The sequence below is a fragment of the Arthrobacter sp. CP30 genome (assembly GCF_053470025.1).
Genome location: NZ_JBQEMM010000003.1, coordinates 205,460 through 220,832 on the forward strand (window position 1 = coordinate 205,460; position 15,373 = coordinate 220,832).

At 65.7% G+C, this 15,373-nt stretch carries 21 protein-coding genes; 20 read left to right on the forward strand and 1 reads right to left on the reverse strand.

Features of this window, described 5'->3' with window-relative positions; translation table 11 throughout:
- The first annotated feature begins 20 nt into the window (after positions 1-20).
- The 11 genes from ACTIMO_RS06280 (at position 21) to ACTIMO_RS06330 (ending at position 6,159) form a co-directional block, all read left to right on the forward strand.
- Positions 21-1,211: a hypothetical protein gene (locus ACTIMO_RS06280; RefSeq protein ID WP_448181838.1), complete on the forward strand. Its 1,191-nt coding sequence runs from the start codon at positions 21-23 to the stop codon at positions 1,209-1,211.
- Between the two features lie 9 nt (positions 1,212-1,220).
- Positions 1,221-1,568: a DUF2190 family protein gene (locus ACTIMO_RS06285; protein WP_448181839.1), complete on the forward strand. Its 348-nt coding sequence runs from the start codon at positions 1,221-1,223 to the stop codon at positions 1,566-1,568.
- A 10-nt stretch (positions 1,569-1,578) separates the two neighbouring features.
- Positions 1,579-2,652: a phage major capsid protein gene (locus ACTIMO_RS06290; RefSeq protein WP_448181840.1), complete on the forward strand. Its 1,074-nt coding sequence runs from the start codon at positions 1,579-1,581 to the stop codon at positions 2,650-2,652.
- A gap of 100 nt (positions 2,653-2,752) precedes the next feature.
- Positions 2,753-3,121 (forward strand): hypothetical protein, encoded by a 369-nt coding sequence (locus ACTIMO_RS06295; protein ID WP_448181841.1) that lies wholly within the window; start codon positions 2,753-2,755, stop codon positions 3,119-3,121.
- Complete coding sequence (locus ACTIMO_RS06300) at positions 3,118-3,546, forward strand: DUF6093 family protein (RefSeq protein WP_448181842.1); 429 nt, start codon at positions 3,118-3,120, stop codon at positions 3,544-3,546. The genes ACTIMO_RS06295 and ACTIMO_RS06300 overlap by 4 nt, the downstream gene beginning before the upstream one ends.
- 7 nt (positions 3,547-3,553) lie before the next feature.
- The gene (locus ACTIMO_RS06305) at positions 3,554-3,943 is read left to right on the forward strand and encodes an HK97-gp10 family putative phage morphogenesis protein (protein WP_448181843.1); all 390 of its coding nucleotides are present in this window, start codon (positions 3,554-3,556) and stop codon (positions 3,941-3,943) included.
- Complete coding sequence (locus ACTIMO_RS06310; protein ID WP_448181844.1) at positions 3,936-4,355, forward strand: hypothetical protein; 420 nt, start codon at positions 3,936-3,938, stop codon at positions 4,353-4,355. Before ACTIMO_RS06305 ends, ACTIMO_RS06310 begins: the two co-directional genes overlap by 8 nt.
- Positions 4,356-4,364: 9 nt before the next feature.
- A complete protein-coding gene (locus ACTIMO_RS06315) occupies positions 4,365-4,607 on the forward strand; it encodes a hypothetical protein (protein WP_448181845.1) in 243 nt (80 codons plus the stop codon).
- A 9-nt stretch (positions 4,608-4,616) separates the two neighbouring features.
- Positions 4,617-5,135 (forward strand): phage tail tube protein, encoded by a 519-nt coding sequence (locus ACTIMO_RS06320; protein WP_448181846.1) that lies wholly within the window; start codon positions 4,617-4,619, stop codon positions 5,133-5,135.
- Between the two features lie 92 nt (positions 5,136-5,227).
- Positions 5,228-5,797 (forward strand): hypothetical protein, encoded by a 570-nt coding sequence (locus ACTIMO_RS06325; protein ID WP_448181847.1) that lies wholly within the window; start codon positions 5,228-5,230, stop codon positions 5,795-5,797.
- A gap of 173 nt (positions 5,798-5,970) precedes the next feature.
- Entirely contained in the window at positions 5,971-6,159 is a 189-nt protein-coding gene (locus ACTIMO_RS06330) for a hypothetical protein (RefSeq protein ID WP_448181848.1), read from the forward strand.
- Here ACTIMO_RS06330 and ACTIMO_RS06335 read toward each other — a convergent pair.
- Positions 6,112-6,297: a hypothetical protein gene (locus ACTIMO_RS06335; RefSeq protein WP_448181849.1), complete on the reverse strand. Its 186-nt coding sequence runs from the start codon at positions 6,295-6,297 to the stop codon at positions 6,112-6,114. The two genes, ACTIMO_RS06330 and ACTIMO_RS06335, sit on opposite strands and share 48 nt — an antisense overlap.
- A 33-nt stretch (positions 6,298-6,330) precedes the next feature.
- Here ACTIMO_RS06335 and ACTIMO_RS06340 point away from each other — a divergent pair, with 33 nt between their 5' ends.
- The 9 genes from ACTIMO_RS06340 to ACTIMO_RS06380 all read left to right on the forward strand — a co-directional run bounded on the left by ACTIMO_RS06340 (position 6,331) and on the right by ACTIMO_RS06380 (position 15,367).
- Positions 6,331-9,651, forward strand: coding sequence for a phage tail tape measure protein (locus ACTIMO_RS06340; protein ID WP_448181850.1), 3,321 nt, complete (start codon positions 6,331-6,333; stop codon positions 9,649-9,651).
- Positions 9,651-10,676: a hypothetical protein gene (locus ACTIMO_RS06345; RefSeq protein WP_448181851.1), complete on the forward strand. Its 1,026-nt coding sequence runs from the start codon at positions 9,651-9,653 to the stop codon at positions 10,674-10,676. Before ACTIMO_RS06340 ends, ACTIMO_RS06345 begins: the two co-directional genes overlap by 1 nt.
- 4 nt (positions 10,677-10,680) lie before the next feature.
- Positions 10,681-11,865, forward strand: a complete 1,185-nt coding sequence (locus ACTIMO_RS06350; RefSeq protein ID WP_448181852.1) for a Gp37-like protein — start codon at positions 10,681-10,683, stop codon at positions 11,863-11,865.
- A complete protein-coding gene (locus ACTIMO_RS06355) occupies positions 11,865-12,881 on the forward strand; it encodes a hypothetical protein (protein WP_448181853.1) in 1,017 nt (338 codons plus the stop codon). The genes ACTIMO_RS06350 and ACTIMO_RS06355 overlap by 1 nt, the downstream gene beginning before the upstream one ends.
- 8 nt (positions 12,882-12,889) lie before the next feature.
- On the forward strand, positions 12,890-13,369 hold the full coding sequence (locus ACTIMO_RS06360) for a hypothetical protein (protein WP_055772076.1): 480 nt from the start codon (positions 12,890-12,892) through the stop codon (positions 13,367-13,369).
- Positions 13,370-13,378: 9 nt separating this feature from the next.
- On the forward strand, positions 13,379-13,738 hold the full coding sequence (locus tag ACTIMO_RS06365; RefSeq protein WP_448181854.1) for a hypothetical protein: 360 nt from the start codon (positions 13,379-13,381) through the stop codon (positions 13,736-13,738).
- 48 nt (positions 13,739-13,786) lie between these two features.
- A complete protein-coding gene (locus ACTIMO_RS06370; protein ID WP_448181855.1) occupies positions 13,787-14,548 on the forward strand; it encodes a M23 family metallopeptidase in 762 nt (253 codons plus the stop codon).
- A complete protein-coding gene (locus tag ACTIMO_RS06375; protein ID WP_448181856.1) occupies positions 14,545-14,751 on the forward strand; it encodes a hypothetical protein in 207 nt (68 codons plus the stop codon). Before ACTIMO_RS06370 ends, ACTIMO_RS06375 begins: the two co-directional genes overlap by 4 nt.
- 70 nt (positions 14,752-14,821) lie before the next feature.
- Complete coding sequence (locus tag ACTIMO_RS06380; protein WP_448181857.1) at positions 14,822-15,367, forward strand: hypothetical protein; 546 nt, start codon at positions 14,822-14,824, stop codon at positions 15,365-15,367.
- Positions 15,368-15,373: the final 6 nt, after the last annotated feature.

Consider the following 15,373-nt stretch of genomic DNA (forward strand, 5'->3'; position numbering starts at 1 on the left):
CATCGTATAGGAGGCCCTCCGTGGCTGTAGCGATCACAGAGTCGGTCGACACCCTGACCGGCAAGCTCGAGAAGACCGGCGCGAAGCGGTTCCGCATCAAGATCATCGACGAGGGCGTCGGCTCGTCGGGCACGTACCCGAAGGCGACGCTGGAGCTCGCCGCGAAGGAAGGCGTGTTCGGTAAGGGCGTCCACATGTACCTCGACCACCCCACCGCCCTGGAGTCTATGGACCGGCCGGAGCGGACGGTGAAGGACCTCGCCGCCGTCCTCGACGGGCCTGCCGTGTACGAGGCCGGCGCTCTGTACGCGCCGATCAAAGCGTTCTCCGCCTACGCGGACACCATCGAGGAGATGAAGGACGACATCGGCGTCAGCATCCGCGCCAGCGCCGAGATCGAGATGGGCGACAGCGGTGAGCGGATCATCACCCGCCTCGTCGAAGCGCAATCCGTGGACTTCGTGACGAAAGCCGGGCGCGGCGGGAAGGTCATGGAAGTCCTCGAAGGCGCCCGGGTCACTCACTCCGCGATCACGAATGGCGTCGCCGAAGCGACAGCGAACCAGACCCGCGACCTCCTCCGCACCGCCGTGAAGGACGCGCACGGTGGCCTCAACCGGTACACGTACGTCCGCGACTTCGACGAGGCCCTCGTCTGGTTCACCGCGTCCTCCGACTACGACGAGAGCTCGAAGATCTGGCAGCGCGGCTACACCCTCGCAGGCAACACCGTCACCCTCACCGGCGAACCCGCCGAGGTCCGCATCGAGACCAGCTACGTGCCGGTCTCCACTCCCACCACGGAGTCCAAGAATTCCCCACCGATCCCGGCTGGGGTAACCGAAAGGAAGGAGCCCACCGTGGCTACAACCCAGATTGAGGAAGCCGAGCTGGCGACCCTCAAGCAGGACGCCGGCCGGGTCACCGCGCTGGAAGCCGACAACGCCGACCTCCGCAAGTCGGTAGCAGAGTCCGTGATCGCCGAAGCGTTCGCAGGACTCGAAGCGCCCCGCACGAAGGCCCGCATCCTCGAGTCCTTCACCAGCACCGGCTCGACCATGACCACGGACGCGCTGCGCACCGAAGCCACCGAGTCCGCCGCGGAGATCAAGGTCCTCCAGGGCGCCGGCAAGGTCGAAGGCGTCGGCGAAACCAAGACCGTCGGAGAGTCCAAGACCATCACCGACGACGACATCGTCAACGCCCTCTAGGAGGCACCCATGAAGAACCAGCGATACACCAACGCGCTGCACATCAGCGTGCCAGTACCCGAAGGCGTGAAGTCCGGCGAGCCCGTCAAGGTCGGCCAGATTTGCGGAGTCGCCATCATCGACCGCGAAGCTGACGGCACTGCCACCGTCTGGCTCGACGGGTCCTACACCCTGCCCGTCACCGGAGCCGTCGCCAACTTCGGGGCGCCCGTCTACATCCGCGAGGACCGCGGCCTCACCGCCACCGCGGCCGGGAACTTCCTCTTCGGCACCGCTCTGGGGACCAAGGGAACCGGCGTCGGCCCACTCGAAGTAGCCCCGATCGGCTACACCACCCAGACCGCCGCTGGCGCGTAAGGAGACCACCATGGACACACTCGTCAACGAGGGGTTCCGCAAGGCACCCACCCACCAGGAGCGCGTCTTCGAAGCCGCCCGCCTGTTCAAGGCCGGGAAGTCCGGCGCCGACTACTTCAAGCAGGCCACCCTGCTCGAAGCGTTCTCCACCTCGGACTTCCCCGTCCTCCTCGGCCAGGCCTTCTCGAAGCAGGCTGTCACTGCGCAGAAGGACGCCGTCAAGGAGTTCGAGCCCCTGCTAGTCGACATCACCGTCGACGACTTCAACCGCCGGAAGCTCGTCGACCTGTGGTCCGGCGACGCCTTCGAGACCGTGAAGCAGGGCGGCGAGTACAAGGGCGGCACCCTGAACGAGACCGAACTCGATCACGGCAACGCGAAGCACGGCAAGTCGTACGGGCTGACGTGGGAGCTGCGCCGCAGCCGCGACTTCAGCGCGCTCGCGAACTTCCCGAAGTTCCTCGGCAACGGCTCCATCAAGGGCCAGAACAACGCCGTCGCGGACCTCCTCGTGAAGGACAACGGCTGGAACGCGGCCCTGTTCGGTGAGATCAAGGCGCTGCCGTTCACGCCGGAGAACCTCGACGCGGCGATCAAGGAACTCGCGATCCGCGAGAACCACCGCGGCGAGCTCGTCGACGTGTCGGACCTCGTCCTCGTGCACGGCCCCGCGCTGCGCACGGAGGTCACCCGCGTCCTCAAGGCCACCGAGCTGGAGATGCAGCTCATGGACGGCAACAAGGTCACGAAGACCCGCGTTGTGAACCCGTTCGCGAACGTCGTCACCCCGCTCGAGTCCCGCACGATCGGCCAGCGCCTCGGCGCCAGCCAGACGACGGCGTGGGCCATCGTGCAGGGCAAGTCCTCGGACCTGCCGTCGATCATCCGCACCCTCCTGTCGGGTGAGGAGACCGTCGACATCCGCGTCAAGCGCGACCAGGGCGCAAGCGTCGGCGGCGGCGACCTGCCCATCGAGGCGGGCTCGTTCAACGACGACACGATCTGGTTCCGCGGACGCGACGTCTACGGCATCGACCCGGGCTTCACCCCGGGCGTCTGGGCTTCGACCGGCGTCGCCGCGTAGCCAGCACCACCCGCCCCCGGTGGGATGACCGCGACTGTCTCGTGGCATCAATCCCAGTACGCGCCCACCGGGGGCACCCCCAACTTCCAGAGGAGTCGTCATGGCCATCAACTACGGCGAGCCTGTCGGCCGTGTCCGACTCCTCATCGCGGACCTTGACGAGGACGCGTTCATCTTCCAGGACGAGCACCTCAACGCCTACCTGTCTCTCAACGACGAGAACCAGCAGCGGGCAGCCGCTGATGCCCTCGACGCGATGGCGACGACCGAGTCGCTCCTGTCGAAAGCGATCCGGACGCAGGACCTCGCGACGGACGGCCCAAAGGTCGCAGCAGACCTCAGGAAGCGGGCAGCCCAGCTGCGGGCCAAAGCCGACGCGGACGACGCCGCAGCAGCGGATCAGCCGTTCTTCGAGATCGTCCCGTTCGGGTCCAGCTTCAAGCCTGAGGGCGCGGAGTACCGCTGGTGAGCCCGATCCCCCGGTACCGGGTCATACCGCCCGGCTGGGCAGCACGGCACCGGCCGGTAGCGGCGGCGACCATGCAGTCCCCTGCCGTGTTCCGGCGCATCAGCGCAGGCCCTGCTCCCTTCCCTCTTCCCGAGGGCTGGGACGGCTCGCAAGAGATCTGGGGCACCTCAGATGTCCCGGTCCTCGTTCGTGTGCAGCAGCTCAACCGGGAGGGCGTCACAGCTTCCGCGGAGCAGCCAACGACCGTGCACCAGTACCTCGTCACCGCACCTGTCGACGGCCCCCCGATCCGGTCCGGCGAGCAAGGCGACGTCATCGACGTCGAGGGACGCCGCCTCCGCATCATCAACGAAGCGTTCGGCACCTACCTGTGGGAACGCGACTTCACCTGCGTGGACAACCTCACCCAGCAGAACCCCGACTAGAAGGACGGTGAGCCCGTTGACGAACAGCGTCTACTTCGACGGGGCCGAGCTGAATCAGCTAGCCGTCGTCATCGGCAAGGCAGCAGCGAACACGGGCAGGCTGGCGCAGCTCGTCATGCGAAAGACGGCACGGGACATCGTCGCCGACGCGAAGTCTTTCGCACCCGTCGACACCGGAAACCTCAAGAACTCCATCGGCCATTCAGACCTGCGGACAGTGGGCACCTCGGATGACATGGCAGTCGAGATAGGGCCAACGGCGAACTACGGCATCTACGTTGAGTTCGGCACCACCCAGCATGCCCCAGCTGCCTTCATGGGCCCGGCTGCTGACCGGCGCTTCGGACCATTCGAGCAGTCCATGGCGCAGCTCGCCGAGGACGGCCTGAATGGTTGACGTCATCGCGCTTCGGGGCGCCGTACAGACTGCCCTGTCGACGATCACAGGCGCCACCTTCTACGACGGGTACGTGCCGGAGAAAGTCCCAACCGACCCGGCCGGGTTCGTCCTGCCCTACATCGTTCTCTGGGCTGGTGTCGGCGACGAAATCCCAGAGCGGGACCTCTCCGACCTCGTGGACCTCGACGGGCTGCGCTGGGACTTCCAGACGACAACGGTCGCCGCGTCCGCCGGCCTGTGCGCCCAGGTCGGCGACGTCGTCCGCAGGAAGCTCACCAACCTGCCCCTTGGAAGCCACCACGTCCTCCCCAACGAAGACGGCTTTCGGCAGGAAGTGCCCATCCTCGACCAGACCATCACCCCAGCCCGGTTCATGCTGCCCCACCCGTGGCGGCTCGAAACAACGTAGGAGCCCCTCATGCCCGCTGACTTCGTCCGCGCCGTGTCCAAGCGCACCGGCAGGAAGATCCCCCACCCCGTGCCCCGCGCACACCTCGAACTGTTCAACCTCCGCGAAACCGCCTCCTCGAAGCGACGCACGGAGCAGGTGACTGAACCCGTGCAGCCCGCAATGGAAGCACCCGTCACCGAACCGCAGACCCCCGCACCCAAGCGGAGGACCACCACCATCACGGAACCGGCGACGCCGGACCAGAAATAGGAGAGCACCATGCCTAAGTCCTTGGCCGACGGCCGCAAGAAGGTTTCCCTGCTCGTCGAGGAACCCGCCAACCCCTACGCCCCCACGATCGCCGAACTCAATGCCGGCATCGACGCGTCCTGCCGGATCCTGTCCTCCGACTACATGCTCGGCCCCACCGACTCCGACAAGATCCCCGAGAAGGAGCTCTGCAAGGAGGGCAACGCCAACGCGATTGGCGCGTCCAACTACCAGGCGCGAATGACCCCGTTCCGGTACTGGGACGAGACGACGAACGCGGCTCACGCCACGGAGGACGAGGTCTACCAGGCGCTGAAGGAGAAGGGCACCGAGTTCTTCGTGTACGAGCGGGACACGGCGAAGAAGTCAACGGAAGCGTGGGCTATCGGCGACGAGGTCGAGGGCTACCGGATCATCACCGACAACCCCCAGCGTCCCTCCGACATGGGCGGTTACCAGAAGCGCGTCGTCCCCATGGAGGTACAGGACGCCTTCCTCAACGGTGTTGTCGACCCCGTCTCCGGCTAACACCCGCATTACCAGCGGGCGCGTGTGTCTCAGCCTCCACGCGCCCGCTGCACCACCCCTCAGGCTGCCCCGACCTATGGAGGCTGAACCCCATGACCGACACCCAGATGAGCACCGAAGCACTCGACCCGGAGACGTTTGACCTCGCCGGTTGGATCAGCGGCGCCAAACCCCACACCGAATCAGTGACGGTGTATCAGCGCCCCGACGTCATCGGCGACCTCGCGCAGCTCGAGCGCCGCATGAAGATCGAGGAAGCTGCCGTCGGAGTGGAGACATCCGTCGGCGAGGAGACGTCGCCGGCCAAAGCTGAGTACATCGCTCTCGCCCGCAAGTTCACGGAATCCGCTCTCACCTTCTACGTCCGCGGCATCGACGTCGACGAGCAACGCAGCATCACCGAGAAGCTCGGCGACGACGCAACCAAGGAACGCCTCGGATCCGCCACGATCGCCGCGGCCATCGTCGCCGTACAGCCGCCCAACGGCGAAAAGCGGGATGTAACCCTGACCGCGGACCAGGTCGACGATCTGCGGAAGGCCGTCGGCGACACGCAGATGTCCCTGATCAACAACGCCTGGCTGAAGACCACCCGGGAGCTTCCCTCCGTGGACGCAGATTTTTTGCGCGCACTCTCCTCACCCAAAGATGGGGACAAGTAGTAGCGGCGCTCAAAACATCTGAGCGTTTCCAGCGCCCGCCGTCCGCTTACATGGGCGGGCGTGAGTGGGGCCAACGGGACCACCTGCTAACCCTGGCCTACACCCTGTACCTCGAGGGGATGCACTCATGCGGGTTCCCCAAGCACGTGTGCATGCACCCGGAAAACGACGGCATGTTCGAAGTTCCCGGCGTCACCACTGTCTGCCACGCGGACGCGGCGATCGAGCGCGAGAACCGGGAACGGCGGGCCAACAAGACCTACGAGCCCGAGCCGGGCGAGATCTTGTCCGTCGTCTACACGAGGGAGGGGCCGCTACCCGCGCTTGCCCCACGCCGCAACGATCGCGGCGACGACTCCTAGCAGGAGGAGCGGTAGGCCCAGCGCGAAGAACAGGGCGTAGGAGATCGCGTTCATCACCGCGACGATTCCCAGCACGGACAAGAGCAACCCGACCGGGATAGCGATCAGTGCGGCCCTCCGCATCGTCAACGTATCCATAGGCGAATCATAACCAAATAGTGGAGGCCCATCGTGGCGACGAGATCCGTTATCGTCCGGCTTCAGGCCGAAGTGGGCCAGTACATCGCGAACATGCAGAAGGCCGCTCAGTCCACTGAGCAGCTGGCGAAGCGTGCGGTCCGCTCTGGGCAGGAGCAGCGGCAGGCACTGGACCAGGTCGGGCAGGCCGCGACGGTCGCAGGGGCAGTGACTCTCGCCGGGGTTGGCTTGGCAGTGAAGACGTACGCGGACTTCGACAAGCAGATGTCGAAGGTCGGGGCTGCCACGCACGAGACCGAAGAGAACATGGCCGCCCTCGGAGACGCCGCGGTGCGAGCCGGCGCCGAAACCGCGTTCTCTGCGGAGGAAGCCGCGAAGGGCATCGAGGAGATGGCCAAGGCGGGCGTCTCGACGAAGGACATTCTGGGCGGTGGGCTCAATGGGGCTCTCGCTCTCGCTGCGGCGGGATCCCTTGGAGTCGGTGAGGCTGCGGAACTGGCGGCCACCGCAATGACTCAGTTCGGCCTGTCGGGCGAGGACATTCCTCGCATCGCGGATCTCCTCGCAGCTGGCGCCGGCAAAGCCCAGGGCTCAGTGCAGGACATGGGTGAGGCTCTGAAGCAGGCCGGCCTCGTCGCTGACCAGACCGGCTTGACCATCGAGGAAACGACAGGCGGTCTCGCTGCCTTTGCGTCCGCGGGCCTTGTCGGCTCAGACGCGGGGACCTCCTTCAAGTCCATGCTGCAGCGTCTGAACCCTTCCTCGAAGGAAGCCAAAGACCTGATGTCCGAGCTGGGTATCAGCGCATACGACGCGCAGGGCAACTTCATCGGACTCTCGGAATTCGCGGGGAACCTCCAGACGTCCATGAAGGATTTGACGGTCGAGCAGCGAAACGCTGCTCTGTCCACGATTTTCGGATCGGACGCTATCAGGGCAGCCTCCGTCCTGTACGAGAACGGCGCAGCTGGGGTCGAAAAATGGGAAGAGGCAGTCAGCGACGCTGGCTACGCCGCGGAGACAGCTGCGATCATGCAGGACAACCTGGCCGGCGACCTCGAGAAGCTCGGTGGGGCGATCGACACCGTGTTCCTGAAATCGGGTTCCGGGGCAAACGACTTCCTGCGCGGTGGCATCCAGCAGGTCGAAGGGTTCGTCGACGCAATCGGCAAGATCCCTACCCCGGTCCTGACTGGTGTGACTGCTGTCGCGGGCCTAACTGGCGGGGCACTCCTCCTCGGAGGAGCGTTCATCACCGCGATACCCCGCATCGCGGATACGGTATCCGCGATTGGCGAGCTACGGTCGTCCTCCCCCCGAGCGACGACCGCCATCGGGAAGCTAGGTGCAGCTGCAGGCATCGCGACTGTGGCTCTCGTCGGGCTGGAAGTGGCATCCAAGCTGGCGGGTACCGGCTTGGACGACATCGGCTCGAGCACGGAATTCGAGACAGCGATCCGGCAGCTGTCCCAGGACGCTGACGCCGGAGCTGAATCACTGAACGAGCTGTCCACCGCTTCAGGGTCGTCTCTCACGAGCGTCGACGGGCTCGGCGCTGCACTGGAAACGGTGGACCTCAATGGCTTCCTGAAGACCCTTGACTTCGTCGGCTCCGGCTTCGGCGTCTTCGATACCGAAGTAGGTCTCGCCGAAGGCGTCCTCTCCAAGTTCGACGATGCCCTGACCGGGCTCGTGAGCAGCGGCAACCTGGAACAAGCAGCTGATGGATTCCGGCAGGCCGTCGCCGAAGGCGAGAGGGTCGGCAAGACGATGGACGTCGTCGCCGAGTCCTTCCCCGGCTACATCGACGGGCTGCGGGAACTCAGCAACACGGCCGGCGTCACCCTGACCGACCAGGAGCTCCTCAACTGGGCCATGGGTGAAACACCAGCCGCGATGGACGCCGCATCCGCAGCAGCGGAAGGGGCCGCCAACGGCATCGGGACTCTCTCTGATGCCGCGGGTCAAGCTGCCCCCATCACGGAGGAGATGGCGGACAGGCTCGAAGACGTTGGGCTGACAGCTGAGGGCACCATCATCTCCCTGAGCAAGTACACGGAGGCGCTCTTCGCCGCAGGTCTGGCTCAACTCTCCTCCCGTGACGCATCGAGAGCCTTTCAGGAGTCCATCGATGCCATTGCCCCCGGGATCGAAGGGCTCGTCGCGACGTATGGCGGGCTCGGTGACGTTCTGAATGAGACCGGCACCGACTTCAACGACCAGACCGACGCAGGCCGTGAGGCTGGCGCCATGTTCGACTCCATCGCGAGCTCGGGACTGGCGTACACGCAATCCCTTGCGGACGCAGGAGCCGGACAGGACGAGCTGACGGCCAGCATGCAGTCCACCTATGACGCGCTGATCGTGGCCTTCGGGCAGTTCGGCGTGACAGGTACGGCCGCTGAGGACCTTGCTTCGAAGATCATGACCATCCCCCCGGGTGTGGACATCCAGACCTACTTCTCCGATCAAGCCATTCTCATGGCCGCTGAGACAACAGGTGCGGTCGATGCCATCCCGAAGGACGTTCAAATTCGGTCGGCGATGTCGGCTGCTGCGAAAGAGACTGCTGACGCCACAAAGAAGTCCGCCGAGGACATCCCGAATCAGGAAACCATCGATTCGTGGATGTCCGATGCGGCTTTCATGGAAGCGATCCGGACTCGGGCGGCAGCGTTGAACATCCCCGAATCGGAGGCTATTGCGTCGTTCATGTCGTCGGCGGCCCGCAATGAGGCTGACAACACAACGTCGGCGATCCTTGGCATCCCGGCAGGCGCGTCCGTCACGTCGTTCATGGACGCCTATGCCCGAGACATGGCGTACCAGACCCGAGACGCGGTCAATAGCATCCCAACGAACAAGGTCGTCACTATCACGACCCGGAACGAACGGGTCGGCGTTGGACAGAACGGGCTGAATGCTTTTGGTGGGCGCCTTCCAGCGCACTACGACGGTGGCCGGCTCCCCACGACAGGGCCGGGCACGGAGCGGCAGGACGGCATCCTCGGCATCTCCTCAATGACGGGGGCGCCGACGACGTGGGTTGACGCGGGAGAGCACATCACCCGCCGGTCCATGACGGAAAAGCACAGCGGCCTACTGTGGGCCATCCACCGGGACGACCCGCGCCTGTCCGCACTTCCGGCGTTCGCTGATGGCGGCCGGCTGGGCAGAGACTATACGCCCGGCGGAACTGGTATGGGTGCGCCTTTGATCGCACAGCACACTCACCACCACACCCATGTCAGCGCGGACCCGGGCCTCGGCCACGAGTACGCCTCACGCATGGCGACCATCGGCGAACAACGATCCCGCGACATGGCCGCAGCATACGGAAACAGGAGGAACTGATGCCCAATCTCCTGCTCGGCATGTCCGCACCCAGCCCCAGCACTCCCTCCGACAGCGCAGACCTCAACGGCATGCGGATGCGGTGGGAGGGCTGGGACGGGTCAATCTGGGACGTGTGCGACCGCCGGTCCGGCGTGTTCCTCCTCTCCGGGCTACGCGGCCTCGGACAGCCCACAGGCGTCAGGTTCCGCAACAGCCCGCCGGGCTTCCACGGATCCCAACACCAGGGCACCCGCTGGAATGAGCGGGAAGTGTTCTGGCCGGTGAAGACCTGGCACGAGGGGAAGGGCACCCAGTTCATCGAACGGGACCGGGCGTTCTTCGACACGATGGACCCAGAGCGAGTCGGGCGTTGGGTTGTCGTCCAGCCGGACGGCGGCGAGGAACGCCACCTCGAGCTCCGCTACGACCCGGAGAAATCCGTCGACGACGGTGTGGAGACCATCCCCTCGCTGCAGGGCTGGGCCCGATACGCGCTGTACCTGACGGCGGACCAGCCGTTCTGGGCAGGCAAGCCATCGGTGAAGTCGTTCGACCCGCCCCGCCCGGAGGACCCGTTCTTCGAGCCGAACGGGCCGGGCCTGTTCAACATCGGGCAGGGCTTCACGACGGCGAACGCGACGATCGACAACCTCGGCGACGTCGAGTCGTTTGGGCGTTGGTACGTCGACGGTGAGACCGCCGCTGGTGCTTGGGTGGGTGTCGGAGCGCGAACCATCACGATTCCCTTCCCCGTCCCGGCCGGGCACTGCCTGGTCATCGAGTCGGACCCGACGAAGATCGGCGCCGTCCTCTACCAACTCAGTCCCGCCCAGGCGGCGCTCAGCCCGGCGGACAGGATGAAACCGTCGGAGCGGGTATTCGGCGTCGACCTCATCAACCCGGTCAACCGGTCCAAGCAGCTCGGCGCTTCGCCAGACTTCGCGCCGGTCGCTGTCGGCCGCCGCGTGAAACTCGCCGTGAACTTCGAAGGGAACGGCGTCGTCGAATTGCACCTGCCGTCCCTCTACAAGCGAGCGTGGTGAACCCTTGAAGATCACCGTCTACGACAAGGACCGCCAGTTCGCCGCACAGGTCGGCGCACCACTCGAGCTGACGATCACTCCGCGAGTGTTCCCTCTCATCGGGACGGCCCGCATGGTCCTCCCGCTGCAGGTTACTGGCACGGACGCGGACCGCATGGTCCACGCCGACGTCGTCGCCGCGCTCCGGGCACCATCGGCCCGGGTGGTCTTCGATGACGGCGATCCCGAAGCCGTGTTCTCGGGTGTCGTGGACGAGGCGACGGAGACCAGCGACGGTGACACCCTCGAGGTGCTCGTCCTGTCCGACGACAGCCTGATCGGGGCGATCCTCGGCTGGCAGGTCCCCACCGCTGGCGCGTCCGGGTACACGATCGACCAGTCCGCTTCCGAGTACCGGTCCTACACCGGCAAAGCCGAGACCGTGGTCAAGAACGCCGTTCGTGAGAACGGGGTCACCCGCCTGCAAGTCCCCGGGCTGGTCGTAGCCCCGGACTTGGGGCGCGGCGCGGTCATCCCCGGCGGGGCGACGCTGCGCATGCACCCACTGCCCGACCGGATCTTCCCGAGCGTCACCAATGCCGGCATCGGGCTCCGGATCAGGCAGGTCGGCTCGCAACTCATGTTCGACGTGTACGTGCCCCGCGTGTACCCGTACGAGCTATCCGTGAAGGCGGGGACGCTCAAGGCGTACAAGCACACCCGCCGTCGCCCCACTATCACCCGTGTCGTCGTCGGCGGGCCCGGCGAGGGCAAGGCACGCCGCTACCGGCGCCTCGTCGACGCAGCAGCCGAGACCACCTGGGGGTTCTGCGGCGAAGGATTCGTCGACGCCCGCGACACGAAGGACGACACTGAACCCGAGGACGTCGCGAAGACCATCGCGACCATGGACGCCCGAGGGTGGGAAGCCCTCCGCGAGGCGGGGAAAGTCGACACCCTGTCCATCACCCTCGCCGAGACCACAGCGTTCAGGTACGGGACGGACGGCGTGCTCGTCGGCGACATCGTCCCGGTCCGCACTCCCGCCGGTGTCATCAACCAGCCCGTCACCGAAGCAGTCCGGACCGTCGTCGCACCCAACGTCATCGTGTCCGAACCGGTCATCGGTGAGCGCGTCGATTCGGCAGCCGAGACACAGAAGAACCTCGCCGCCGTCAAGGTATCCCAACGCAAGGAAGAGAGAGCCTGATGGGCATCGAATCGCACTTCTACGACACCCTCCCCGGCCAGGGCATCAACGAGATTGAGTGGTCGGAATCCGCCGGTTCCCGAGGCCCACGCTATGGGGTGTCGAACCCTTCGGAGCTGCTGTGCACGGCGCACCCTTCGACCCCGTACGCCGTGAACATCAGCCCCGCCCCCTCAGGGTTCTGGGGACACGGGGTGTGGGACACATCGGACAGCACCGTCACGGTGGTGTGCACACCGCCCGCGTTGAACGCCCGTCGCTTCGACCTCATCGCACCTCGCCGAGACTGGACGCCCACCGGTGGCGGGCCGACCACCATCACGAAGGTGCAGGGCACGTCATCCCGATCGATCCCCACCGGCCGCGAGACGAGCCCGGGCGAGGTCGACGACCAGCCGCTCTGGCTCGTCGAGTGGCTCGGTGGGGAAACCCAGCCCCAGTCCATCACCGACCTGCGCGTCTTCGGCGGTGGCGGAGGTGGACAGATCGCCATGAACAAGATGGCCCTCGAGTACCTCAAGGCACCGGGGGCGAGAGTCACGATCGACGGCACGCTCTACCAGTACGAGCCCATCGGTAATGGCGTCTGGGACTGGTCCATCCGCGACGGTATCCAGCACATGGAGTTCTGGACCGGTAGCAACGGGTTCGGCTGGGCCGGCGGCGGCCGAGCCTGGGATGTCGGGCCTCTCTCCCACGACGCGAACTACGCAGTCAACGCTGGCTTCGCGGAGCAGGGCCCCCTGTCGGGGTCCATCAAGATCCTTCGGCGCGGCTACTACGAGGGCGGGTCCATCACCACCCCCCGCACCACGAACGTCGGCAACGCCGGGGTGATCCTCAGAAACGGGCGCGGCGACGTCATCACGACCGGCAACACCTCCGGATACCTCTGGGAGATCTCGACGACGTTCCCCCGCACCCTCTTCCAGGCTGGCGAGGTCATCCGCTTCGGAGCAGTGTCGATCGGGTCCGGGACCGTCGACACCCGCGTCCGCATCGACAAAGTCGGATAGAGGCACCCATGTCACGCTCCGATCTCATCAGCGAGCAGTACATGTCCCGACGAGCGAGGTTCTACCTGCTCGTCGCCGCGGGCCGCCACCTCATCATCGGGCTGCTCTGCGTCCTCGACCCAGGGTCCTTCACCTCCGGCTCTTACCAAGGCATCATCGACGCCGTGGCGGGCATCTCGCTCGGCGCCGGGATCGTGTTTTGGGGCTACCTGTTCCTCATCACCGGAGCGGCCTGCCTCATCGCCGCGGTAGTCGGGAGGGAAGCCGCAGCACGCGCCGGGCTCCTGTTCTCCGTCGTCACCACAGCATGCTGGGCCGGCGGGTTCTTCGCATCCATCTACGGCGGAACCTCCGCAGGCTACACAGGCGCCGTCATCTGGACAGCGGTCTTCCTCAAAGACGCGACCATGCTCCGCCAGCCACTGCGCAACCCATTCGAACCACTGATCCAGAAGGTGACGGCCGATCTGACACGGCGCGACAAGTAGGGGACACACATGCAGATCGACATCGCCGCCCTCATCGTGTCCCTTACGGGTCTCGCCGCACTGGTCTGGAGCATCATCCAGGCCAGGCGCGGACGCAAGGACACCATCGCGCAGCAGAAAGCCGCCAACGAACTCGCCACCCGCGAGCAGTCCTGGGAGGAACTGACCGAAGGCAAACGCATCGCCGAAGAAGATCTCCGGACTGAGCGCACCACGACCCGGGACCTCCGCCGTGAGAACGACGGGCTGTACCGCGACATCCGGACCCGCGATGAACTCATCGCGAAACACCGCGTCTGGGACATCGACGCACGGCACCGGTTGAAAGACACCGACATCGGCGAGCCTCCTCGCCTTTACCCAAGCTGAGCCCTGTCGAACGGTGGGGTTTTTCCGTACCCTGCGAAAGGGGCCCGCATGACCGTTTTCAGTAGACATCCGGTGGACAACCCATCCATCAGCCAGCCGTTCGCCAACGTGAACGGGCGGGAGGCTACCAATCATCTCGGCACCGACTACCGCCCGGACTATCCCGGTCAGGTCGGCAAGATCATCTACGCACCCTGCGACATGTTCGTCGTCTGGGCACGGGGAGGGACCTTCGCCGCGGACAACCCGTGGGAGCAGATGCCGAACAACGGGAACAACGGGAACAGTGTCATCGGCGTGTGCCCGGCGCCGCATCAGGCCACCTACTCCATGTACTGCCATATGGACGAAATCTGGGTGAAAGAGGGCCAGTTCGTCACGGCGGGAACCGCGCTCGGGACGATGGGCTGGACCGGCTACATCATCCCGAATGACCCAAACGGCACGCACCTTCACTGGGAAGTGTTCATCGACTATGCGGACGGGGCCTACCCCGAAGGCACCTTCTATGGGCGCGTCAACCCACTCGACTACTTCAAGGTCGCAACCATCACCCCCGTCGCACCAGGCGCCGGTGGCTCAGCAGCAACGGAAGAGGAAGACATGGCACTCACCAACGAAGACATCGACAAGATCGCCGACCGGGTCCTGACCAAGGTCGTCACCGACAACAAGGGGAAGGGGCAGAACAGCCTCGCCTGGGTGCTGACGTCGCAGCGGGCCTCCCGCGATGAAGATCGCCGGCTCCTGGCGGACTCCATCAAGGGCGCCGTGGCGACCATCGTCGCCGCGATCAAGGGGGCCAAGTGAACAAGCTTGCCCCCTACGCGAAGGCCGTCGTCGCCTTCATCGCCCCTGGCGCCACGATCCTGACGGGTGCAGTCCTCGAGAACAGCGTCGGCGGCACGGCCGTCACGCAGGGCGAGCTCATCACCGCGATCTGCGCGACGGTCATCACCGCCGCCGGCGTGTACGCCATCCCCAACGGCACGGGGAAACGCCGCGCCGAATAGCACCACCCCTGCAGTACCCGGGCCTCCTAGTGGGGTCCATTTTCATGCCCAACCCCACTAGGAGGCCGCCGTGCCGGACATCTACTACCCGGGCATCGCAGCTGGCGACGCCGCATCTGTCGGCCCGGACGGCGTCGTCAGTGCCATCGTCACTTCGAACACCGCGTATCAGGTGTTCGAGGAGGACGACACGACGTTCAGTAACCCCTTGACCATCAAGACGCCGTCCGGGCTCACCCGCCTGGACGTCCCGGTCGGGGCGCTCCCGATCTTTCCCGACGTGTACGTGGTGTCTGAGAACTTCCACCACATCTGGAAGTCCGGGGACCTGAGCTTCCGCCGCGACTCCAACGACGCGAAGGACGCCGCGGTCATCGCCGCACGAGACGACGCCGAGTTGGCTCGCATCGCGGCCGGCCTCTCCGCTGAGGCAGCCGAGGAAGCGGCGCAGTTCGCGCAGGGCCCCACGGACGAGCAGGTCGACGAAGCGCTCAAGCGAGCATCACGCCCGTCGAACCTCGCCCTCGCCCCGGACGGCGTGCCCTACATCCTCCTCGGGGCCAACGAGATCAGCATCTACCGCGGCACCGACGGCTACTACTACTTCACCGAATAGGAGCCA

Coding starts and splice junctions, on each gene's coding strand:
- ACTIMO_RS06330 (WP_448181848.1), top strand. CDS start 5,971: ATGTTCGAAGTTCCCGGCGTCACCACTGTCTGCCACGCGGACGCGGCG.
- ACTIMO_RS06360 (WP_055772076.1), top strand. CDS start 12,890: ATGTCACGCTCCGATCTCATCAGCGAGCAGTACATGTCCCGACGAGCG.
- ACTIMO_RS06355 (WP_448181853.1), top strand. CDS start 11,865: ATGGGCATCGAATCGCACTTCTACGACACCCTCCCCGGCCAGGGCATC.
- ACTIMO_RS06295 (WP_448181841.1), top strand. CDS start 2,753: ATGGCCATCAACTACGGCGAGCCTGTCGGCCGTGTCCGACTCCTCATC.
- ACTIMO_RS06310 (WP_448181844.1), top strand. CDS start 3,936: ATGGTTGACGTCATCGCGCTTCGGGGCGCCGTACAGACTGCCCTGTCG.
- ACTIMO_RS06370 (WP_448181855.1), top strand. CDS start 13,787: ATGACCGTTTTCAGTAGACATCCGGTGGACAACCCATCCATCAGCCAG.
- ACTIMO_RS06365 (WP_448181854.1), top strand. CDS start 13,379: ATGCAGATCGACATCGCCGCCCTCATCGTGTCCCTTACGGGTCTCGCC.
- ACTIMO_RS06315 (WP_448181845.1), top strand. CDS start 4,365: ATGCCCGCTGACTTCGTCCGCGCCGTGTCCAAGCGCACCGGCAGGAAG.
- ACTIMO_RS06335 (WP_448181849.1), bottom strand. CDS start 6,297: ATGGATACGTTGACGATGCGGAGGGCCGCACTGATCGCTATCCCGGTC.
- ACTIMO_RS06290 (WP_448181840.1), top strand. CDS start 1,579: ATGGACACACTCGTCAACGAGGGGTTCCGCAAGGCACCCACCCACCAG.
- ACTIMO_RS06320 (WP_448181846.1), top strand. CDS start 4,617: ATGCCTAAGTCCTTGGCCGACGGCCGCAAGAAGGTTTCCCTGCTCGTC.
- ACTIMO_RS06325 (WP_448181847.1), top strand. CDS start 5,228: ATGACCGACACCCAGATGAGCACCGAAGCACTCGACCCGGAGACGTTT.
- ACTIMO_RS06345 (WP_448181851.1), top strand. CDS start 9,651: ATGCCCAATCTCCTGCTCGGCATGTCCGCACCCAGCCCCAGCACTCCC.
- ACTIMO_RS06285 (WP_448181839.1), top strand. CDS start 1,221: ATGAAGAACCAGCGATACACCAACGCGCTGCACATCAGCGTGCCAGTA.